The 22188-nt window shown below is 37.9% G+C and carries 19 protein-coding genes and 5 pseudogenes; 13 read left to right on the plus strand and 11 right to left on the minus strand.

Annotated elements, in window-relative coordinates; translation table 11 throughout:
• Positions 1 to 7: 7 nt before the first annotated feature.
• From IGJ87_RS04085 to IGJ87_RS04100, 4 genes and pseudogenes are all read right to left on the minus strand, one after another.
• Positions 8 to 2178, minus strand: a pseudogene (locus IGJ87_RS04085) (transglutaminase domain-containing protein).
• Positions 2168 to 2920 carry a DUF58 domain-containing protein gene (locus IGJ87_RS04090; RefSeq protein WP_002294845.1) on the minus strand — a complete coding sequence of 251 codons (753 nt, stop codon included), beginning with the start codon at positions 2918 to 2920 and terminating at the stop codon, positions 2168 to 2170. Before IGJ87_RS04090 ends, IGJ87_RS04085 begins: the two are co-directional and overlap by 11 nt.
• A complete protein-coding gene (locus tag IGJ87_RS04095; protein ID WP_265632422.1) occupies positions 2917 to 3240 on the minus strand; it encodes a hypothetical protein in 324 nt (107 codons plus the stop codon). The genes IGJ87_RS04090 and IGJ87_RS04095 overlap by 4 nt, the downstream gene beginning before the upstream one ends.
• 13 nt (positions 3241 to 3253) lie before the next feature.
• Positions 3254 to 4130 (minus strand): annotated as a pseudogene (locus IGJ87_RS04100) (AAA family ATPase).
• Positions 4131 to 4456: 326 nt separating this feature from the next.
• On the opposite strand from IGJ87_RS04100, the gene IGJ87_RS04105 reads away from it, so the two are divergent.
• The 3 genes from IGJ87_RS04105 (at position 4457) to IGJ87_RS04115 (ending at position 6389) form a co-directional block, all read left to right on the plus strand.
• The gene (locus IGJ87_RS04105; RefSeq protein WP_002294839.1) at positions 4457 to 5269 is read left to right on the plus strand and encodes a hypothetical protein; all 813 of its coding nucleotides are present in this window, start codon (positions 4457 to 4459) and stop codon (positions 5267 to 5269) included.
• A gap of 153 nt (positions 5270 to 5422) precedes the next feature.
• Entirely contained in the window at positions 5423 to 5746 is a 324-nt protein-coding gene (locus IGJ87_RS04110) for a hypothetical protein (RefSeq protein ID WP_002294837.1), read from the plus strand.
• Positions 5747 to 5819: 73 nt separating this feature from the next.
• Positions 5820 to 6389, plus strand: a complete 570-nt coding sequence (locus IGJ87_RS04115; RefSeq protein WP_002294835.1) for a prevent-host-death protein — start codon at positions 5820 to 5822, stop codon at positions 6387 to 6389.
• Positions 6390 to 6564: 175 nt separating this feature from the next.
• Here IGJ87_RS04115 and IGJ87_RS04120 read toward each other — a convergent pair.
• Positions 6565 to 6741 (minus strand): annotated as a pseudogene (locus IGJ87_RS04120) (recombinase); the annotation flags it as partial.
• A 72-nt stretch (positions 6742 to 6813) separates the two neighbouring features.
• Between IGJ87_RS04120 and IGJ87_RS04125 the strand changes: the two are divergent.
• Positions 6814 to 7518, plus strand: a pseudogene (locus IGJ87_RS04125) (N-acetylmuramoyl-L-alanine amidase); the annotation flags it as partial.
• 72 nt (positions 7519 to 7590) lie between these two features.
• On the opposite strand, the gene IGJ87_RS04130 reads toward IGJ87_RS04125, so the two are convergent.
• A complete protein-coding gene (locus IGJ87_RS04130) occupies positions 7591 to 8769 on the minus strand; it encodes an IS256-like element ISEf1 family transposase (protein ID WP_000997695.1) in 1179 nt (392 codons plus the stop codon).
• Between the two features lie 116 nt (positions 8770 to 8885).
• Here IGJ87_RS04130 and IGJ87_RS04135 point away from each other — a divergent pair, with 116 nt between their 5' ends.
• Positions 8886 to 9203 (plus strand): SdpI family protein, encoded by a 318-nt coding sequence (locus tag IGJ87_RS04135; protein WP_002322761.1) that lies wholly within the window; start codon positions 8886 to 8888, stop codon positions 9201 to 9203.
• A gap of 90 nt (positions 9204 to 9293) precedes the next feature.
• On the opposite strand, the gene IGJ87_RS04140 is transcribed toward IGJ87_RS04135, so the two are convergent.
• The gene (locus IGJ87_RS04140; RefSeq protein ID WP_002289810.1) at positions 9294 to 9659 is read right to left on the minus strand and encodes a hypothetical protein; all 366 of its coding nucleotides are present in this window, start codon (positions 9657 to 9659) and stop codon (positions 9294 to 9296) included.
• Between the two features lie 207 nt (positions 9660 to 9866).
• Here IGJ87_RS04140 and IGJ87_RS04145 point away from each other — a divergent pair, with 207 nt between their 5' ends.
• The 3 genes from IGJ87_RS04145 (at position 9867) to IGJ87_RS04155 (ending at position 14236) form a co-directional block, all read left to right on the plus strand.
• Positions 9867 to 10349, plus strand: coding sequence for a hypothetical protein (locus IGJ87_RS04145; RefSeq protein WP_002293699.1), 483 nt, complete (start codon positions 9867 to 9869; stop codon positions 10347 to 10349).
• A 196-nt stretch (positions 10350 to 10545) separates the two neighbouring features.
• A complete protein-coding gene (locus IGJ87_RS04150) occupies positions 10546 to 11436 on the plus strand; it encodes a phosphate ABC transporter substrate-binding protein PstS family protein (RefSeq protein WP_002289807.1) in 891 nt (296 codons plus the stop codon).
• 325 nt (positions 11437 to 11761) lie between these two features.
• Positions 11762 to 14236, plus strand: coding sequence for a cation-translocating P-type ATPase (locus tag IGJ87_RS04155; RefSeq protein ID WP_002293701.1), 2475 nt, complete (start codon positions 11762 to 11764; stop codon positions 14234 to 14236).
• 102 nt (positions 14237 to 14338) lie between these two features.
• On the opposite strand, the gene IGJ87_RS04160 is transcribed toward IGJ87_RS04155, so the two are convergent.
• On the minus strand, positions 14339 to 16075 hold the full coding sequence (locus IGJ87_RS04160; protein ID WP_002293703.1) for an ATP-binding protein: 1737 nt from the start codon (positions 16073 to 16075) through the stop codon (positions 14339 to 14341).
• On the minus strand, positions 16072 to 16776 hold the full coding sequence (locus IGJ87_RS04165; RefSeq protein WP_002293705.1) for a response regulator transcription factor: 705 nt from the start codon (positions 16774 to 16776) through the stop codon (positions 16072 to 16074). The genes IGJ87_RS04160 and IGJ87_RS04165 overlap by 4 nt, the downstream gene beginning before the upstream one ends.
• A 130-nt stretch (positions 16777 to 16906) precedes the next feature.
• Here IGJ87_RS04165 and IGJ87_RS04170 point away from each other — a divergent pair, with 130 nt between their 5' ends.
• From IGJ87_RS04170 to IGJ87_RS04190, 5 genes and pseudogenes are all read left to right on the plus strand, one after another.
• Positions 16907 to 17410, plus strand: a complete 504-nt coding sequence (locus tag IGJ87_RS04170; protein WP_002297194.1) for a DUF523 domain-containing protein — start codon at positions 16907 to 16909, stop codon at positions 17408 to 17410.
• Positions 17370 to 17708, plus strand: a complete 339-nt coding sequence (locus IGJ87_RS04175) for a putative DNA-binding protein (protein ID WP_002293708.1) — start codon at positions 17370 to 17372, stop codon at positions 17706 to 17708. Before IGJ87_RS04170 ends, IGJ87_RS04175 begins: the two co-directional genes overlap by 41 nt.
• Before the next feature lie 20 nt (positions 17709 to 17728).
• Positions 17729 to 19147 (plus strand): signal recognition particle protein, encoded by a 1419-nt coding sequence (gene ffh, locus IGJ87_RS04180; RefSeq protein ID WP_263762441.1) that lies wholly within the window; start codon positions 17729 to 17731, stop codon positions 19145 to 19147.
• Positions 19148 to 19258: 111 nt separating this feature from the next.
• Positions 19259 to 19837 carry a DNA-3-methyladenine glycosylase I gene (locus tag IGJ87_RS04185; protein WP_002293710.1) on the plus strand — a complete coding sequence of 193 codons (579 nt, stop codon included), beginning with the start codon at positions 19259 to 19261 and terminating at the stop codon, positions 19835 to 19837.
• Positions 19789 to 20361 (plus strand): annotated as a pseudogene (locus IGJ87_RS04190) (dihydrofolate reductase family protein). The gene IGJ87_RS04185 and the pseudogene IGJ87_RS04190 overlap by 49 nt, the downstream one beginning before the upstream one ends.
• Positions 20362 to 20439: 78 nt before the next feature.
• On the opposite strand, the gene IGJ87_RS04195 reads toward IGJ87_RS04190, so the two are convergent.
• Positions 20440 to 20994: an NADPH-dependent FMN reductase gene (locus IGJ87_RS04195; protein ID WP_002293714.1), complete on the minus strand. Its 555-nt coding sequence runs from the start codon at positions 20992 to 20994 to the stop codon at positions 20440 to 20442.
• A 157-nt stretch (positions 20995 to 21151) separates the two neighbouring features.
• Positions 21152 to 22105 carry an IS30 family transposase gene (locus IGJ87_RS04200; RefSeq protein ID WP_002325884.1) on the minus strand — a complete coding sequence of 318 codons (954 nt, stop codon included), beginning with the start codon at positions 22103 to 22105 and terminating at the stop codon, positions 21152 to 21154.
• Positions 22106 to 22188 lie beyond the last annotated feature (83 nt).

Genomic DNA, 22188 nt, shown 5'->3' on the forward strand with positions numbered 1-22188 from the left:
TTTTATCTTATTTTTTGAAGCGGCTCCCTTTTGTCAGAATTTTTTTGTATACCGTTTTTCTTATTATACGCGTTATTTCTAAATAGGTTTTTTTATCGAATTTTACCGGATCTGCTTGTCGTCCATATATTTCTGCTTCATATTGAGTAGTTAATCGAATGAAACGCAGATCTAGCTTGAATTCTTGTTCTATTCGCAGGCTATATTCCTGCAAAGATTCTGCGGGTTTGCGCGGTACCAATGTTTCCAAAGGGTTAAGAAGTTTTTGATATGCAATCGTATTAGTAGAAGCAAAAAAATGAAGATAGATAAGATAACTTGTCCAGCGCAGAGATTTTCTGAATAACAATAGAAAGAACAACAAGACGGATAAACACACTCCAAGGCTGAATAAGACGATTTTATAAGCTGGTGTGAGTGTTGTTTCTTCTGATGGAATGACCTCAGATCTCTCACTGGAAATAGTTTCTGCCATATTTTCGCTTTCATTTGGTTGTTCGATAGCAGGCTGGACGGTTTCGGTTGTTTCAGCAACTGGTTGTGAACCCATTGGATTGGCAAATGAAGGGGTTGGTTCAAATGGAAGCCAGCCAAATCCAGGAAAGTATACCTCTGGCCAAGAATGAGCATGACTATTGAGAATGCTGTATTCCTCATTCCCTTGATTATCTGTGCCTGTTCTGAGCCCATTTGTAAAACCTTTTGTCCAGCGAGCTGGGATACCAAGTGTTCGAAGAAGGACGACCATAGAAGTTGAAAAGTTGTCACAATAGCCGACTTTTGAATCAAAGAGGAAATAATCCACATAATCGTGTTCTTTCGGAGTATGCCCGGTATCCGTTTTGGAATAGCGGAAATTTCCGCTTGTTTTTAAATACTGTTAGACAGCTTCGACTTTACGAATTAAAGTTGCTTCATTTTTGGTCAATTCGACCGCCAAGTCCTCAATACGTTTAGGCAAACTTTTTGGCAATTGAAGATTTGTCTGCTGATTTTCTAAATCATCAGCTTTTAACTGACTGCTTTTTAATTCTTCTCTCGTAAAAACTAACCTTTCTGTTTGTAAAGTTGCAGAACGTGTCGATTCATTCGGGACAGGAATGAATCGCTGGCTTTCAGGCAAATAGTAAAGCGTTTGTCCACTAGCTAATGAAAAATCAGTCAAGGTAGTATTTCCATAAGGATAAGGTAAGAAAGCTTGTTTTTTAGGGTCAATGTAATGTTTTCTTTGTCTTCTATAACGGTTTGGTAGCTCGTGATGTCAACAGGGAATTCTTGGATTGGTTGGATGGGTGCGTCCTGATCTTCTATCCATCCAGAACCGGTGTAATGATTTTTATTTTCGATCTTCCAATAGCCATTTCCTTTTTGGTTCGCTGTAAAAACAACTTCGCCATTATCATATAAAGGTCCACCAAGCTGTTCATCATTCTCATTGAAGCCTGTTCTTGCACTTCCGGTTAATTGATACTCATGGAGTGTGTCATAAAGCCCTTCATCATTAAGATATTCTCGGATCGGTTCACTCGTTTCCTCGAGAGATTGGTGTACTTTCGGAAGATATAAAGGCAAGATAGCGCTAAAAGTTAAGAAACAAATAAGCAGAACTGTAGTCAATGACTGGAATCGAGTGTTTCCCGACAACAACCGGATGGAGAAAAATTGCCTTGCTGCCAGATACACGAACAAAACAGTTACTACCGCAATCATTTCGTACAGTAAATCTTTTTTCCGAAAAACGGTAAGCATCATGAAGTAAGCCATCAAAGAAAGAAAGGGTGCGTACCAATAGTCGTAATCCACGGTCAATGTAATAAATAAATAGATCAGCAACATTATGAGAAAAAAAGCTGTCTTTTCTGGCAAATAATAAAGTTTATCTTGGGATAGATGGAAGAATTCCTCTGTAACTGACGAAAAAAACTGTAAGATCCATAATATGGAAAATGTCTTCGAAGGAAAATATAAAAACAAACAACCTATCATTACTGGCAAAGAAAGCAGCAAACGTACCCATTTTTTAGGAATACAGCAGACAATAAGGCATAGGACACCAATAGTTAGGATAAGAAGGTAGCTGTTTTGCAATTGATTAGCTACTACAAATATCGGAGCACCTACACTTAGTATCACAAAGGAGTAAACGCCACGCAGCCATTTTTCCCGTTTAATCGTCAATCCATTCACCTCCTGGCAATGAACATATCTTGTCTTTTTCTTGGACCATGAGTTGTTTTTCTACGAAATAAACAAGATAAACCGTTCGATCTTTTGACAATGTTTCAATAGCTTCTGAGACTTCAGGAGAATTCTCAGGAACAAAGAGGACGATTTGTTTTTTTGCATATTTTTTCAAGTGTGCGAAAAAAGCTTTCTCATCGCCAGCTTCCAAAGAAGCAAAATAGGTATGACCGGGGTCTTTGCCATGAAAGGCGCGGTTGCCTAATATCAGAAGTTCCGGCTGCTTTTCTTTTCTCAAATGCCATAAAGAAAAATACAAGTCTAGCAGAGGTTCAAATTTTGGACTGGGCGAACCCCAAAAGCAAAAAAGAGGAGAACATTCTTCTTCTTGATAATCGTATTCACGGTATAACCACTCTTGAGTATGAGCAGACAATTTCCAATCGATTCGGTTGAAAGAATCACCTGGACGATAAGCGCGATGTTCCCGAAAATCAAGACCTCTTTGGTACGCGTTCAGCTGCTGTTTTTTTTCCAGAACTCTCTGTAATTTTTCTGCTTGAATCTTACAAAAAGCAGGCAGAACAGTCACAGGAAAAGAGATCTCTCTTTTTGCACTTTTTCTGAAAAGTCCTAGACTATCATAGGCTGTAAAAATGACAGTTAATGTTTCATGGCATCCTCTTTCTTTTGGCTGCCAAAGCAATTGGACTTCTTGCGGTTTATTTGTAAGAATCAAAATCTCTTGTTTTTTTCTGCAAAGATTGCTGGGAAGCCGATTTGTAAACGAGGGAGAGGTAAAGAAAAAGTTCTCTTTTTTGCTATGGAAAAAATAACCTGCATACTTTTTTTGCGATAAACGAGTGGCTGCAATGTACAAGTAACCGAAAGTTTCTTTAGAAAGCTGCTTAATGAAATCAAGCTCCATGATACATAAAGAGTAAAAAAGGCCAACAAGAACCAGCCTAAAGAATTGTTGAATACAAGAGCAAAAAGCACAATGATGAAATATACCAGAAATAACACAAAATTAATGAAATGATCTTTGATTTTTTCCATTGTCTACCTCAATCTACCTCACAGGAATAGGAATTTGTGCAACAAGAGTATGAATGATTTGTTTCTTTTCGTCTTCCTTCAATGAACGATCGTAAAAAAATCAGGCGATGGGAAAACACGTAAGGAACTAAATCCTGCAAATCTTTGGGCGTGACGTAATTTCTCCCATGGATTAAAGCATAAGCTTTTGCTGCCTGAATAAAGGAAAGGCTTCCTCGTGGACTGATGCCAAGCTGGATGGCAGCATGACTTCTTGTTGCTGACACTAACTGCAAGGCATAAGATGCCACTTCGGGACTGACAAAGACATTCGCCACATTTGTTTTTATTTCTTCTATTTCATAACTGTTCAATACTTCATTTAAGTTATCCAACACTTTTTCGAATTTATCCAAAAGTAGCAAAAGTTCGTCATCAAAAGAAGGATAACCGATTTGTAGTCGGAATAAAAAACGATCGAGCTGTGCTTCCGGCAAAGGATATGTTCCTTCGTACTCGATTGGATTTTGCGTAGCTAAGACAAAAAAATGATTGTCTAGAGGGTATGTATTGTTGTCGATCGTTGCATGATTCTCGGCCATTGCTTCTAAAAGTGCTGACTGAGTACGAGGAGTCGTACGATTGATCTCATCTGCCAACAAGATCGTGGTAAAGATCGGTCCCGGACGAAATTCAAACTCTTTTGATTGTGAATTGTATACGGAAAAACCAAGAATATCACTAGGCATCAGATCAGGAGTACATTGGACTCTGCTGAAGGTTCCCTGTACAGCTTTTGCTAGTGCTTTGACCAGTAACGTTTTACCTACACCGGGAATATCTTCGAATAAGACATGACCACCTGCTAATAGGGCCACGATCATCAATTGGATAGTTGAACGTTTGCCGATGACCGCTTTTTCTAATTCTTATATCAACTGATCGATTTTTTGTTTGGATTCTTCTATTTTTTCTTCCATTTTCACATCACCTTCTCATAAAATCGCTATTTATTTCATTGTAATGGAAGGGAATACATCCTACAAGCAAAGTGATCTTATTATGTTTTTTTAAAGTACATTCGTTTTGAAATGAGAATACGATTAAATTGAGTAAAATAAAAAATAATGAGGAAGATTTGCGTATTTAAATAAATAGAAAGGGAGTTTTTTATCTTTTTAGGAGTGAACCCATTTTGATCAAACAATATGTTTAGAAATCAGGTGAGAAATGATCGATGAGATGGCAAAAACTATTATCAAAAAATGCACAGAATTTATTTTCACTAATCAATCTAATGAAAGATTTGATCTGGCGAAAAGCTGATTTAGCTGAAGAACTGAAAATCGATGTTAAAACAGTGGATCGGCATCTGAAACGTTTGGCGGAAAGCGACTGTCCCATTCAGCTGATTCTTCATAAGAAAACCGTTCAGTTAGTTTATGATCAAGGATATAGCGAACCTTATCTCTTGTTTGTTTTTCTGATCCAATCACCCCCGTTTTGTTTACTGAAAAATCTGCTATTGAATGAACCTTACGAGCAGAAGTACGATCGTTCTACGCAAGAGCGATTGAGAAAGTGGTTTGGCGAGTACCACCTTTCTTTTTCTTATAAAAAAGCACAGATCTTTGGTTCAGAAAGAAAAGTAAGATATCTGCTGTTTTGCTTTTTGAAAGATTTTCCGCATTTTTTTGCAGATGATGGAGAGCAGTCCTTTTCTGAGATGTTCATCCAATTATTGAAGCAAAGAAAGGATCCGGCAGAAATCGAGATTTTAGGAGACAGTCGAACACTATTCTTTGAATTGTTTCCTGAATTGCTATTTAGAGAGGAGCAGATTTTGCCAATAAAAGAAAAAAATTATCTAGCAATTTTGCGCTTGAGCTGTAACCAGATTACTGAAAAGCGGTGGAAACGGATAGAAGAGACACAAGACTATCGGAAATTGACGATTGTGACTGAAAAGCTTGATTCGCTGTTTTGGCTGAATAGCGAATTTGAGAGCGAAAGCAAATCAAAGCTGACAAAAGTACTTTACCAAGAATGACTTCGTTACGTAATTGGTATCCATGACCGGCTGATAGAAGAAGTTCGTTATTATCAGGAAACATTAGAAAAATTTCCCAATTCCAAAGATAAACTATATCAATTTCGGCTAGCGATCCAACAAGCACTTGCACACCCCGCAGTAGAGTGGGGGATGCTTTTACTGAAAACACTCCAGGAACGAGGGTATTTAGATGTCCACCCTCCTGAAGTGAAAATCGTCTTTTTTTTTCGCTATGAACACCAAGAAGCAAGAAGACTTGCTGGGGTACTGAACAAAACGCTAAGACATCGAAAACGGATCTCTATACATGTATGTACTCGAAATAAGCCGCCTCGGTATGCAGATCTAGTGATCACCGATCATTTTTTTCCACTAGACCATAACGAAGATCAAAAAACGTATCTGTACCATCCTTCATTTGGTATCGAAAGACTTCTTACCGATATCAATTACTGGTTAGGCAAAAACCGATAAAACCTTTGGAAAAAAGATCAAAACAAGTCAGTCTGTGCTATAATAAAAAGCGATTAGTAAAGGAGGAAATCCATTGGAATTAAAGAAATTAGAAGTTCCCACATCTTCGATCACAGAAGTGAAACGATCGCCGATGGATGTATTTGCTCAAGCGCGAGACGCGGGAACTGGCGTATATATATTTAATCGTGAAAAAGTAGCTGGCGTGATGCTGACCCAAGAACAATACGAAACGCTCTTGCAAGAACTAGATGTCCTTCGTCAAACAGTGAAAGTGGAGAGGAAAGAACCAAAAGAAATAAACGAAGAACCTATTAACAAAACAGCTTCCGTCGTATCCAATGCTGAAGGGATGGAAGAGCTGGCCCAAACATTACAGCACTCGCTCATTACTGGTGTGACGATTACAGCAAAAAATCTAGATGAACGAATGGTAGCACTAGGTTTTATTACGAAAAAGACCGGATTTGGCGGAGTCGTGGATATGCTTAGCGAGTTGATGGAAACTGGGAAAATCAACTACCAGTTAAGAAGAAAACCGCAAAATCGGACAATCATAGCTGAAATCATAGGAGAGCAAAACAGTCAATCTCAATTGATGGATAAAATCATCATCAAGAAAATTTTTCTACATGAGCTATAAGAAAACCATGTTCGCACTTCTAGGCAAGCCAGGCTTTGAAGACCTTGCCAAAGAATTGAACGAACGCCTTTAAGATAAGGGTTTTTCGCTAGATTTAAAAAATCAGTGATAGAAACATGTTCGCTTATAAATAAAATTAGTGATAGTTTTAGTGATAGTGAGCTTAAAAAAGCACTCAATTTGAGTGCTTTTTTATTTGCTCTTCTATATAGTTTTCTAGTTGATTCATTGATCTTTTTTTCACTTCGGGAGAAATATGGGCATAGACTTGTGTAGTGGAAACATCTTTATGACCTAAAAAATCTTTGATATCTTCTAAAGGTATTCCTGCTTGTCTCGTTCTAGCTGAAAAAGCAAAACATAATGTTGGTGTTTTCCTTTCAGCATATCTATCAGCAAGATGTAGAGTAGGACAACCTCGTGAGCCAAAAGTCCTGTGCAAATCGAGTTACAACACACACATGATAAAGAAACTTTTGAAAAGAACTATAAAGTATACGTTGAATTGGCAAGAGATTCAGCAATGAAATATGGTATTCCATTAACATTAGACACTCCTTATAACCAACCAGGAATCAAATCGCATTTATGGGTAACACAAAATATTTGGGGCGATCATACAGATCCTTACGGTTATCTTTCTGAAATGGGTGTAAGTAAAGAAAAACTAGCCTATGATTTGGCTCATGGTTTTACGGATGATAATCCAACTACTTCGGAGGATAAACCAGTAATTGATCCAACTCGAGCAGGTGCTGCAAATTCTACGCTGACAGATGGAACAAATTACGCCCACATTGATCAGTTCGGAGAAATCGAAAACGCAAACTTGCATGTAGCTGGATGGCACATTTCTAATTATAAATACGAGTATATTTTCATTATGGACTACAATACTGGAAAAGAACTAGCTAGAGTAAGAGCTGATGGGATTTATAGACCAGACGTAAATCAAGCTTATAATACTTTAGGAAATGTTGGCTATCATGTATCTTTCAATATGCGTGATTTCCCTAATAAGAAAGTATACGTCATGATGCGTGCGACAAACGATCCAGAAGGAAATACTAAGGGTGGAGCACAAGATTTTCATGACAAGCGTTGGTATTTAAATATTCCACAACGATAAAAAATCCCCCCCCTCTTTGAGGGAGCGTCAATAATTTTGTGTAAATAAATTGTCCTCCTGCAAAATAATTAGTTACTCAGTAAACATTGAAACTAATGTATCGGTTACCTGTTGAAAACCTTTATGGCTTCTGTTTAGAAATTTTTGATTGTATGTATCAAAAATGCTGACTAGAAAGCGTTCTAGTGATTCTTCATTTTGAAACTGCTCTTTTCTACGGCTGTATCTTTTAATTTGCTTATTGAAAGACTCGATTAGATTGGTTGAGTAAATGGTTCTACGAATGCTAGGTGGAAAATCATAAAAAGTTAATAAGTCTTGGTTTTCTATGAGTGACTGCGTCACTTTAGGATAGTTTTTCTTCCATTTCTCAATCATGCCGGATAAGAAGGTATTCGCTTCTTCTTTTGAGTTAGCTTGATAAACAGCCTTAAAGTCATCACAGATTTCTTTTCGGTCTTTGACACGTACTTTATGAGCGATGTTACGAGATACATGGATACAACAATGCTGATATTTTGCTTTAGGATAAATTTGATGGATAGTATCTTTCATGCCTTTTAAGCCGTCCGTAATAAAAAGCAAGACTTCTTGAACTCCTCTGGAGTTAATATCCTGTAGCAGCTCATTCCAAACGTATGTTGATTCAGTTGGAGCAATCGCATAACTCAGTACTTCTTTAGTGCCGTCTTCTCGTATACCAATGGCAATATAAATCGCTTCTTTGGATACGGTTTGACGTTTTAGTGGAATGTAAGTAGCGTCCATAAAAATAGCGACATACTTATCATTTAAGGCTCTGGATTTAAAGGCATTTACTTCTTCAGTCAGAACTTTAGTCATGTTGGACATGGTTTGTGGAGTATAGTGATGACCGTACATTTTTTCGATCAAATCAGCAATTTCAGACATCGTAACACCTTTTTCGAATAAATGGATAATAGTGGTTTCCAATGTATCGTTTGTTCTTTTGTAGGCTGGTAAAGTTTGTTGTTTAAACTCACCATTACGATCTCTAGGTATTTCCAATGTTAATTCACCATATTCGGTTTTGATTGATCGAAAGTAAGAACCGTTTCTCGAATTACCTGAATTAAAACCAGTGCGATCATATTTTTCGTAATCTAAAAAAGCCGTTAATTCAGTCCGTAGGAGTGTGTTTATCGCTTTTTCTAAGTGCGAACGGAATAATTCATTTAAATCGCCTTTAGTGACTAGAGTTTGCACAATTTCTGTAGTAAAATCATTCATAGGGAAGTCCTCTTTTCTGTGAATTGGTTGTCGTTAACTTTATTCTACAGAAGCGACTTCCTTTTTTGTATGGATTTTTTCATTTACACAAAATATTTTACACTCTCGGTAATATTTTGCTTTTTTATAGTAATTTTATCTTAATAGTAGCGATATTATTACTTCTGAATATATGGATTTTTGATAGGAGTAGAAATGCAAGTATAGGTTTTAGAACTAAACGAAGTCTGTCTTCTAAAAAAAATTGGGTATACTCACAAACTATTTTTTATGGAGGAATTGTTTTAATTAGTTTACTTTCTTCAACACTTTATTCTTTGAATATTATAGATGTTTCCACCTCAAATTCAATATCTATTATTGGAATCATTATTGCTGCAATTATTACACAACTGTTTTTAGTGTTTGGAGAGAAGAAAAGAAGTAAAAAATAGAAAAACTAGTGATAGTTTTGGTGATATAAGAAAAACATATATGTATAAAAAGAAGAAAGTAGCTTCTCTTTGTACATATATGGTTTGTTTTTATGGATGCCGAGCTTTTTTATAAGATAAGGCTACCGCCCATAACGACCCAAGGATTTGTGGAACTAAGTAAATACCTGCAAGAAGCAAGATCAGCTGGGTCGGTTTTAAAGGATGATAGAAGTAACGCCATTCAGTAAAATTGGCGCAAAATAAATAGGAAGTGACAGTAGATATAATATTGGCAATGAATAAAGATATAATACGCCTGTTCCTTTGAAAATAATATCCAGCAAAAAGAGATAAAAATATCAATGTGATGAACCCGCTTACGGAATGATAACGAAAATCAAGCAGTAAGGCGAAATGCACATAAGGAACAAAAGATAAAAGCAACGGAAGGTTTTTCCAGCAAGTTTTTATCATCTTTCATCACCACCTAACAAGTGTTATTATTTTGTTAGTTTTATTGTAAATTGAATCCTGCAATAATCAATTACTTTTTCATTATTTCTAGATTAAATGAATAAACTCTCATGCCATTATCTCTAAAAAAAAAGTTTTTCCCCCTAATTTTTTTAGATAGAAAATTGTATAGTATGATGAGAGAAAAAGTAGTTTGGGGGAACGTTAATGAGAAGAAAAGCAGTAATCGATCGGCTTTATTTATTTTTTTGGTTTTTTCCTATCGTTTTGCTACCTTTTACATGGGTAAATGCTGTTGTACAAGGTGCGGAGATATTAGGCCTGATCCAAGGAAGCGGATTAGTGGTTTCTAGGAATTTTCCAGCTTTGACTGTTTTCTATTTAGTGATAAGTGTAGGTCTCTTATTACCAAAATCTCTGATCAATCACTACAATTGGCAGCTGCTTTACTTTTCTTGCTTATTAGTATTTACATCTATGTTTTCTTTGCTGCCTCGCTTGATTATCGGCCCTAATGGTTTGAGCGAGAGTGGATTGAAGGATTCAGCTTATTCCTCCATGTATTTCTTGACGATCAAACCATGGTTCTATTTAGTAATTGCCTCATTTATTCTTGCAACATTTTTTTACTTCTGGACAGAAATCAGGATAAAAAGTGAACGATCTGTATCTATAAAAAATAACTATTGATGGTGGATCATCAGTAAAAAAGCATATGAGCTGCGTAAAATGCATGTTTCTCATATGCTTTTTTTATTATTATGTAAAGAATGCGAAAAACGTTTACATGATTTTTACATAACTTAACTATATTTTTACAGCAACCATACGAGGGATTTACAGTCGACTGATAAACTTTAGTTGTAAATAAGAAAGGAGCAATAAAATGAAAAAAGTATTGTTTACTCTAGGTATGATGGGAATTCTTTTAGCCGGATGCGGCTCAGGATCAGGAAATACAGATGGCTCTGCCACACAAAATAATTCAAGTGACTCAAATGAACAAGTAAAAATCGTTGCGGTAGGTTCGACAGCATTACAGCCGTTAGTCGATGCAGCACAAGAAAGCTTTGTACAAGAAAATCCAAATTATCAAATCTCTGTACAAGGAGGAGGAAGCGGAACTGGTTTGAGCCAAGTCGAAGCTGGAGCAGTTACTATCGGAAACTCTGATGTATTTGCAGAAGAAAGAGACGGAGTTGATGCTTCAAAATTAGTGGATCATAAAGTAGCAGTGGTCGGGATGGCACCAATCGTCAATAAAGATACAGATGTCAAAGATATCACCAAACAGGAATTGATTGATATCTTTACAGGAAAAATCACTAACTGGAAGGAAGTTGGCGGGAAAGATCAAAAAATCAACGTCGTGAACCGTGCAAACGGCAGCGGTACCCGCGCGACATTCGAAAAATGGGGACTGGATGGTGCTACCCCTGTGCAGTCCCAAGAACAAGATTCATCAGGAACAGTTCGGCAGCTGGTAAGTCAAACACCAGGAGCAATCAGCTATTTAGCTTTCTCATATCTCGATGATTCCACACAAGCACTAAGTATCGACGGTGTAGAACCAAAAGAAGAGAATGTAGCAGATAACAGCTGGGGAATCTGGTCATATGAACATATGTACACGAACGGAAAACCTTCCCCTGAAGTCCAAAAATTCTTAGACTACATGATGACAGAAGAAATCCAAGAAGGACCTGTCAAAGAATTGGGCTATTTACCAATCACAATGATGGAAGTAGAACGTGATCACGAAGGAAATATCAAATAACTAGCAGATAAACATGCCACGGTAGTCGTTACTATTAAGGAAAAATCAACTATGTTTCCCCACATATACATTTTTCCTTTAATTGTGAAAAATAGTTCCTCATATTTTGCCGTTTTTTGAGCTAATACCGAGGGTCAGCTGATTGAACACCGTTTATTCGAAAAAAAGAGCTACGACATAGAACTGTCGTAGCTTTTTTTTTGCTATATGACAGGAATGAAAGGTGTTTGCAAGCTTAATGTGAGGAACACTTTCCATATCTGTTCTATACTGGATAGGAGAAGTTTGGAAATATCCAGAAAACGAAATCAATCGAGGTAGCCACATGAAGAATAAATGGATAAATCGAAGTAAAAAAAAGAAAGTAACACAAAGATCATCAGATAAAGTCATCCGTCTTTTTCCATCGTATAAAGAAGGATTAACGGCAGATCAAGTCAAGGAACGAATAGAAAAAGGTGCAGCAAATAATTCAGTCGATCCCACATTCAAAACAAATCAGCAAATCGTATTGGAAAACATATTTACGTATTTCAATTTGATCTTTCTTATCTTAGCCATTTTGCTTTGTTTAGTAGAATCCTATAAGAACTTGACTTTTTTACCAGTTATCATAGCCAATACAGGAATCGCCATTTTTCAGGAAATTCGATCCAAAAAGATCTTGGACGAACTAAATGTTTTAAATACAGCAAAAGTCAATGTCATACGAGACGGGATAGAACAAACAATAGATATAGAAGACCTTGTAATAGATGACATTGTTATTTTAGAGACTGGACATCAAATTCCAGCAGATGCAGAGGTCGTGGAAGGGAAACTGCAAGTTAATGAGGCTTTATTGACAGGCGAAGCAGATGAAATAACCAAAGAAATAGGCGATCCATTAATGTCCGGCAGTTTCATTGTTTCCGGAAAAGCTTACGCCCGATTAGACAAAGTTGGAGCAGATTCGTATATTTCCCAGCTGACAGTCAAAGCCAAGACAATGGGAGAAGGAGAACAGTCGGAGATGATTGCTTCTCTTAATCAATTGATCAAATGGATTGGGATCATCATTATTCCTATCGGTATCCTGCTTTTTTCTCAAAGTTACTTTTTTAATGGAAACACGATCAAAGAAAGTGTCGTTGCAATGGAAGCAGCATTGATCGGTATGATACCTGAAGGACTGTACTTGCTGACGACGATTGCATTAGCATTAAGTGCGACTAAACTAGCAAAGCAAAGAGTTCTTTTACACAATATGAAAAGCATTGAGACATTGGCAAGGGTAAATGTCCTTTGTGTAGATAAAACAGGAACGATCACAGAAAATAAAATGTCTGTTCAAAAAGTGATCGTCTCTAAAAAACAAGAAATAATCAGTCAGTCAGATCAATTGGAAGCATGCATTGCTGACTATGCAAAAGCGATGGCAGGAGACAATGCAACAATGGAAGCTGTTAAAGCATATTTTACAAAAACCACTGATCAATCCTATCACCATGTTATTCCTTTTTCTTCTGTCCAAAAATTCAGCAGTGTAGCGTTGGCAGACAAGGTGTATGTTTTAGGAGCGCCCGAAATGGTTTTGCGCGATCAATTGCCGGAATATGCGGAAGAGTTTGTTTCTTTCGCTGAAAAAGGCTATCGCGTGTTGGTCTTTGGTGTGTACGATGGGATTCTTGAAGAACCAGTATTGACAGAAGCAGTCACACCATTAGGCTATATTCTGATTGCTAATCCTATCAGAAAAGAAGCAAGAGCCACATTTGATTACTTCAAAAAACAGCAAGTAGCCATCAAAGTGATTTCTGGAGATAATCCGCTCACCGTATCCAATGTAGCTGTCCAAGCAGGGATTTCACATGCTGATCAGTACGTTGATGCATCTAAATTATCAGAAGAAGAATATGAAGCAGCTGTCGAAAAATATACAGTTTTTGGACGCGTCAAGCCAGAACAAAAGAAAATCTTCGTTCAATTGCTAAAGCGTCGTAACAATACAGTAGCTATGACAGGTGATGGCGTGAATGATATTCTAGCCATGAAAGAAGCAGACTGCAGTATAGCGATGGCTTCCGGAAATGAAGCCGCCATGCAGGCCTCACAAGTGGTCTTACTTGATTCTGACTTTTCACGCATGCCAGAAGTTGTTGCAGAAGGACGGCGCGTTGTGAACAATATTGAGCGATCAGCCAGCTTGTTTTTAGTGAAGAATATTTTCTCCTTTTTGCTCTCACTGTTTTCAGTGATCTTTGCTCTGACCTATCCTTTAGAACCATCACAAATCACATTGATTAGTTTGTTTACTATCGGACTTCCATCTTTCTTGCTTGCTCTAGAAGAAAACAAAAAGCGAATCAGAGGGAAATTCATCATGAATGTGATGGAAAAAGCTGTGCCAGGTGGACTAACAGATATGATCGTAGTCGGTGCGTTGGTGATCTGCGGGGTGACTTTGAATCTAAATAAAACAGATGTTTCTACAGCATCTACCATGCTTTTGATTGCAGTAGGGTTCCTCGTTCTCTATAAAATCTGTTCACCGCTGAATAAATTCAGAAGTCAGATCATTCTTTTCTGTGCTAGCGGTAACTTTTTTTCGGTCATCTTTTTGCATAAGCTGTTTTCAATCACCGGTATCTCAGCTGTATCACTTTTGCTGTTGAGCATTCTATTTTTCTCGGCAGATTCGATTTTTAGGCATTTGACCACATTGGTAGAATATTTGTTTGAACGTAAAAATGAAAAAGAGCAAAAGCCGTTTAGTCGCGTAGTTAAAAAATTTCTATCGATATTTAAACGAGAAAATTGACGAAAAGTATCTCAAAAAAGAGTAAAAAAGAACAACCACTCGTGTATCTTTCGAAGCAGGATGAGTCATCCAACTTTAAAACGCACGAGCAGTTGCTCTTTTTTACATTTTCGGAATGGTAACGGTGAAAGTCGAACCTGTTCCAAGATGACTGTCTACAGTAATCGTACCATGAAGGAGTTGCACGTAGTCTTTTACAATCGCTAACCCTAATCCGGTCCCGCCTGAATGCCGGCTTCGCGCCTTGTCTACGCGGTAAAAACGCTCAAAGATCCGTTCCTGATCCTCAATGTCGATACCTATACCAAAGTCTTGGACAGAAAACGATAGATCATCTGTTGCCTGATAGCGGATAATAATCTCGCTGTCGCTTTTTGAATATTGGACAGCATTTTCAATCAGATTTTTGATAATTGGATAAAGGATATCTGTTTTAGTAGTAAATGGTTCGTTCTTTCCAATCAATCGAATCGTCAACCGTTTCTTTTCGATGATTGGCTGATAATTTTGAACGATTTGCTGGAAATAAGGTTCTGTATAAATTGTCTGGATCTCGTAAGAATTCTCGCCATCTTTTGACAGCTGGATGATTTCCCGAATCAGTTTATCTAACCGGATCGCATCTTTTTGCATGATCTCAAGAAAAGAAGTCAGAGTTTGCGGGTCATCTTTTGCACCATCCAGTAAAGTCTCGGTAAAACCAATCAGTGAAGTCACAGGAGTTTTTAATTCGTGAGAGACGTTGCCAACGAAATCCTTTTGTAGCTTTTCTAAACGTCGCACTTTCGTTAAGTCATACGCCACCCCTAGAATCTGTCCGGTACCTTCTGAATTAGTAAAGTAGCGCAAACTCAAGTCTAATGTCTGCCGACCTTCTGTAAGGGTGATCTCCTGATGGATCAGCGGATGCTCAGGAGTCACTTGATGAATCAGCTGAATGAGTTTTGGCTCTTGAATGACTTCTGTGTACCGCTGTTCAGGTTGATAGCTTACCACGTTTAAATGTAGCTGCATCTTTGGATTAAGCAGTAGTAAACGAGAATCAGCATCATCAATCAGGAATACGCCAATCATCAGTTCGTTCAGTAACGTATATAATTGCTCTTCTGTGGTAGTATACGCCCGATACATCTTACTCATTTGTTCGCTCAACGCATTGATCGTCTGATACAATTCTTCCCATTGATCGGGTGTTTGCATGATTACTTCCGCCTGATTAGGATTTTGCACCATTTTTTTTAGTACGGGCAGCACGGTTTTCAATGGCTGGTTTTTTTGATAGATCAGATAATAGATCATTCCTGCAAGAACAAGGAAGAAAGACAGAAAGAAGAAAAAGACCCAACGGCGAAAACTCTCAGTTCTCGGTAAAAAACCGCTTGTCGGTTCTGCGATACGTAAAATGGCTTCTAACTGGCCACTTTTTTTGACTGGTAATGCGACATATAAAAGATCCCCATTCAAAGTAGTACTTTTGCGCAAAGCGCTACCTAGGTTCCCACCATTCAATACGGCTTTGATTTCGGGACGGGAGTTTCGCTGTTCATTCAATGTTTCATTGTTTGTGTCAAATAAGATCTTTCCAGTAGCATCCATTAAAGTAATCCGTTCGTTCGACTGATGGACGAATTCTTCCAAAGCAGTTTTGTTTTGCGCTGCTTGGAGGTTTTCGACATCTAATTGCCGGATCAGCAGTTGTGCTTTTTTTGTCAGGTAGCTTTCTTGCTGTTCCACGATCTGCTGTTGAAAATAATTGGAAATCAATTGCCAGCCACCAAAAAACAAACTAACTAAAAGAATAAGAAAGAAGAGACGTTCATAAATTTTTTTCCATTTCATCGTTTTGGTTCCTGAAACTTATAGCCAAATCCTCTAATAGTCACCAAGTACTTTGGATGTTTTGGATCTCGCTCGATTTTTTCTCGCAAATGACTAACGTGTACATCTACGATTCGGCTTTGTCCTGCGAAGTCAAAATTCCAAATGCGGTCTAGCAATGTGTCTCGGTCGATCACACGGTCTTTTCGTTTCATGAAATAAACAAGTAATTCAAATTCTTTCGGTGTTAGTTCAATCAGATGGTCGTCTACGGTCACTTGATAATTGGTCAAATCAGCAGTGATTTGTCCAATCGATAGATATTCAGGCTCAGCTTCATCTTTTGATTGCTTACGAGGTTCAATCCGTCTGAATATTGCTTTCATACGGGCTAATACTTCGCGAGGACTAAATGGTTTGGTCAAATAGTCGTCAGCACCTATTTCTAGGCCAATGATCCGATCCACTTGGTCATCTTTAGCCGTCAGCATCAAAATCGGTGTTTCATTTTTTTCTTGACGCAGCCGCTGAGTGATCTCCATGCCATCCATCGTTGGAAGCATCACATCTAAAATGATGAAATCAAATGATTGTTCTAATGCTAATTCTAATCCTTCGCCTCCATCTGTGGCACTGGTTACCTTGTAGCCTTCTTTTTCCAAATTGAACGTCAAGAGCGTTACAATAGAAGGTTCATCATCAACAACTAGTATTTTTTTCATTCAAATCTCCTTTAAATAGGTTTCATTCTGTTTATATTTTAGCATAGAATCAGTACAAAGGGCTATTTTACAAAAGAAATAAATGGTATAATAGGAAGGCACTTTGCTGAATAGAAAGGAAGAACAGTCAATGATTGGAATCAGTGCATGTTTAGGCGGTCTGGCCTGTCGCTATGATGGACAGAAAAAAGAAGTACCAGAATTGATGGAACTAGTTGAAACTGGAGAAGCTGTCATGGTCTGTCCAGAAGTGATCGGCGGATTACCAATTCCTAGAGATCCCGCTGAAATCATTGGTGGAAATGGATTCGATGTGTGGAAAGATCAAGCAAAAGTATGGACGACAAGCGGCGAAGATGTAACGGAAGCGTACAAAAATGGCGCGATCAAAGCCTATCAAAAATTGCAGGAAAAACACATTGATCTAGTCATCATGAAGGAAAAAAGCCCTTCATGCGGAACCCATTCGATTTATGACGGGAGTTTTTCCGGAATAAAAAAAAATGGTGCCGGAGTGGCTACTGCTTATTTTATTCAGCAAAAAATGACTGTGCTCTCTGATGAAGAATGGCTGAAAACTAGAGGTGAGCAGAATGGAAATCGAAAAGACCAATCGAATGAACGCGCTCTTTGAATTTTATTCGACCTTATTGACAGAAAAACAAATGAACTACATGGAATTATATTATGCAGATGATTTTTCATTAGGTGAGATCGCGGAAGAATACGAAGTAAGCCGACAAGCAGTATATGACAATATCAAGCGGACAAGCAAGATCTTGGAGGATTATGAAAAAAAACTCCATCTTTTTTCTAATTATATTGTTCGAGAACAGGTATTGGAAAATATGACTGCATATATTACAGATAAGTACCCGGAAGATAAAAAACTACTTGAATATGTACAGCAAATTCAAGCAATCGAAGAATAAATAAAAGGAATGAAGAAAATATGGCATTTGAAAGCTTAACTGAACGTCTCCAGCAGGCGATGGGAAAAATAAGAAAAAAAGGAAAAGTATCAGAAGCTGACGTAAAAGAAATGATGCGGGAAATCCGCCTTGCCTTACTAGAAGCCGATGTTAACTTGCAAGTAGTCAAAGATTTTACTAAGCGCGTACGCGAACGTGCGGTAGGGGCAGAAGTGCTGGAAAGTTTATCACCTGCACAACAAATCGTAAAAATCGTTGATGAAGAATTGACGATCACACTTGGTTCTGAAATAGCAGAGTTAAATAAATCACCAAAAATACCAACTGTTATCATGATGGCTGGTCTTCAAGGGGCAGGTAAAACGACCTTTACTGGTAAATTAGCCAATTATTTAAAGAAAAATGAAAATGCTCGTCCGCTCCTAATCGCAGGGGACGTATATCGACCAGCTGCGATCGACCAATTGAAAGTATTAGGTCAACAGCTAGACGTTCCTGTATTTGATATGGGAACTGAAGTCAGCCCGGTAGAGATCGTCCGTCAAGGGATGGAGTTAGCAAAAGAAAAGAAAAACGACTATGTATTGATCGATACGGCAGGACGTCTGCATATCGATGAAACATTGATGGATGAGTTGAAACAAATCAAAGAATTGACGCAACCAAATGAGATTTTGCTTGTTGTCGATGCCATGACTGGTCAAGATGCCGTCAACGTAGCTGATAGCTTCAACCAGCAATTAGGTATTACAGGGGTCGTCATCACTAAACTTGATGGGGATACTCGAGGCGGGGCAGCACTATCGATCCGCTCAGTGACAGGCGCACCAATCAAATTCATCGGTTCTGGTGAAAAATTGACTGACTTAGAAGTATTCCACCCAGATCGTATGGCTAGCCGTATCCTTGGTATGGGGGATATGCTGACATTGATTGAAAAAGCGCAGCAAGACTATGACGAGAAAAAAGCGGAAGAACTTGCACAGAAAATGCGGGAAAATTCATTCGATTTCAATGACTTTATTGAACAGCTTGATCAAGTGATGGGTATGGGCCCACTGGAAGATCTAATCAAAATGATCCCAGGAATGAATCAAGTCCCTGGAATCGAAAACGTCAAGGTAGATCCAAAAGATGTTGAACGCAAAAAAGCGATGGTTTATTCTATGACGCCAGCAGAAAGAGCAAATCCTGATCTGTTGAACCCAAGCCGTCGTCGCCGAATTGCTGCCGGTTCTGGAAACAGTGTTGTTGAAGTGAATCGAATGATCAAACAATTCAAGGAATCAAGAAAAATGATGCAGCAAATGTCCAAAGGGGATATGAACATCCCAGGTATGGACCAAATGTTTGGTTCAGGCGTCAAAGGAAAACTAGGCAAAATGGCGATGAATCGAATGATCAAGAAAAATAAGAAGAAAAAGAAAAAACGGAAATAAGATGAAAAAAACAGCTTCGGTACAGACTGAAAATGTCTACTGCCGGAGCTTTTCTATCAGCAATTTTTATTCTTTACTAATACAATTACTCTAAACGAAGAGGTGGCACAGATGAGATGTCCGTGGAGTGAACAAACAGAAAGTATGCGGCAATATCATGATACTGTCTGGGGTGTTCCTGAATATGATGACCAAAAGCTGTTCCGAAAATTGATGCTTGATATTAATCAAGCCGGATTGAGCTGGCAGACGATTTTAAATAAAAGTGAAGCATTCGATGAAGCATATGATCGATTCGATATTAAAAAAGTCGCAAATTATGGAGAAACAAAAATCAGTGAACTAATGGAAAACAAAGGAATTATTCGTAACCGAAGAAAAATCGAAGCAGCCGTCCAAAATGCCAAAGCAGTCTTGAAAATTCAAGAAGAAATCGGCAGTTTTTCAGAGTATCTTTGGTCGTTTTCTAATGGAAAAATCGTTGATTCTTCTTATCATTCACAAGAAGAAGTCCCAACAACAAGTCCTCTTTCAGATGAATTAGCAAAAGATCTAAAGAAAAGAGGATTTAAATTTATCGGAAGCACAACAATCTATGCTTTTTTAGAAGCTGTCGGGATCATCAATGATCACCTTGACAGTTGTTTCCGCAAAGAAGAGGTCGTACGTATCGGCAGAAAGGGCGAATAAAGCATGCGAAAATCATATTTTATGGTGCTATAAGTTTAGATGGCTATTTGGCAACGAAAACGGATGATCTTCAATGGCTTTTTGACACTCCAACAGGTAAGCAAACCACTTATGAAGCTTTTTATGAAACAATCGATACGACCATCATGGGCAGAAAAACTTATCAGGAAGCAAAAAAATATTTGGAGACCGAAGCAATTTATCCAGAGAAAAAGAATTTCGTTTTTTCCACCCACGCACAATTACAATTGCCAGATGCTGAGGTCGTAAACGAAGATCCTGTTGCTTTTCTAAAAAATCTACAAATGACAGAAGGAAAAGATATCTGGGTTGTGGGTGGCGGTCGATTGATCAAACCGCTATTGGAACATCAAATGATTGATGAATGGTATATCCAGATTACCCCTGTATTATTAGGGGACGGGATTCCTTTATTCTAAAAAGGAACATATGAAGCGCGTTTTGAAATGCTAGACACGACACGATTCGGTGAATTTATCGAATTGCATTATGTACGAAAGTAGAAGTAAATAAAATAAAAAAGGCAACTATATGCAGAAATGTCCTGTACATAGTTGCCTTTTTTATTACCGTTATGCTTTTTACTCTGTTAATTTGTTAGAAAAATCTAGATACGCATCTAAAATCGTTTGGAAGAAACTTAATGTTCCTTCAACGATATTACCATTTTCATCAATTAGATTCGCAACGTTTCCGATATATGCTTCCGGTTGCTGCAAGGTTGGCACATTCAAAAAGACAAGTGATTGTCGTAGATGGTGGTTTGCGCCAAAGCCGCCGATCCCACCTGGTGATGCAGTAACGACTAAACCTGGTTTATGATCCCAAACACTGTGTCCATAAGGTCTTGAGCCTACATCTAAAGCATTTTTCAATACTGCTGGCACAGAACGGTTGTATTCAGGAGTAACGAAAACGACACCGTCTAGTCCCCTCACTTCCTCACGAAAACGAGTCCATTCAGCAGGAGCCTGTTCTGGAGTTTCGAGATCCTCATTGTAAAATGGCAGATCATCGATTTTTACAAATACACTTTCGTACCCTTCAGGAAGCAATTTCGCAAAAGCTTCTGCTACTTTTTTGTTGTAAGAATCTTTTCTTAAACTACCAATAAAAAATCCAATTTTTTTTGTCATACGATTTTTCCCCCTTCAAACTATCTATAACAATCTTACAAAAAATAAGTAACTGGAGCAAATAAAAACACTTACTGACAAAAGCTACATAGAAGATAGATTACTTATTTTTAACAAAAAAGAAGTCTAAAATCTTCTATTTCTATTATTTGTCAAATTAAGCGAGACAAAACTTTCCATTTACGTAACTCAAAAAAACTTCTAATGGTGTTTGGTAATTTAGTGATTTTCTAGGGATATGGTTTCTTTTGGACGCAACGGATGAGATGAATCCTTGATTGACTTGGTTGAAGTCCATTTCTTTTGGTAGTCCATCTTTTCGGAGGAGTCCGTTTGAATGTTCATTTAATCCCCGTTGGGAAGGCGTTCCTGGGTCTGCGAAATAAATATCAATATCATTCGTATTACTAATACTTTTCCAATTAGAGAATTCTTTTCCACAATCAAAGGTAATTGATTTGAAAAGATTTTTGGGTACGGATTGAAGCCATTCATTAATCGAATTTTCAATATCAACTGCCTTACGGCCTTCTGGTTTCAAGGCGATAATGGCTTTTGAAAGTCGCTCAACGAGTGTGATGACGGCACTTTTATGGTGGATGCCGACAATCGTATCACCCTCTAAATGTCCAAATTCTTCTTCGAAAACGACATAATCTTTTTTACGTTCAGAAATATTTCTTTTGAATGCCTGTTTTCCACGTTTTTCCTTATAACCATTTGGTTTTCGTTTTCCTTGCATCGGTAAATGTAAAACATTGAATTCTCCCGTCTTAAACCGGCGATAGAGGGTACTTACTGAACAAGAGAAGGTTCGCTCTGCACGGCCAATAATGACGTCTGGGGTCCAACCTTCAGTTGATCTTTTTGCAATGTATTCTTTTTCCTCAGCAGGAAAAATGATTTCGGTTCTCCCACAACGTCGCTTATTTTCTTTGTATTGTTCAAAGTATTCAAGTGCTGTTCCACCACATTTGAGAAAGTTATAGACATTGTAAATTGTTTGGCGTCCACGTTTAAGCTGCTTCGCAACGATAGCAACCGGAGTTTCTTGATGAAAATATGCTTCTATCATTACAAGCTCGTTTGGTGTAAGATGGGTATAAGTCATTTATGTTCACTCTCCTTGTATGCTTTAGCGGGTATTACAATTTGAGTGTAACATAAATGGCTTTTTTATTTGTCTCGCTTAAT

This window comes from Enterococcus sp. DIV1411a, assembly GCF_050531945.1.
In the GTDB taxonomy this organism is placed as follows: domain Bacteria; phylum Bacillota; class Bacilli; order Lactobacillales; family Enterococcaceae; genus Enterococcus_B; species Enterococcus_B faecium.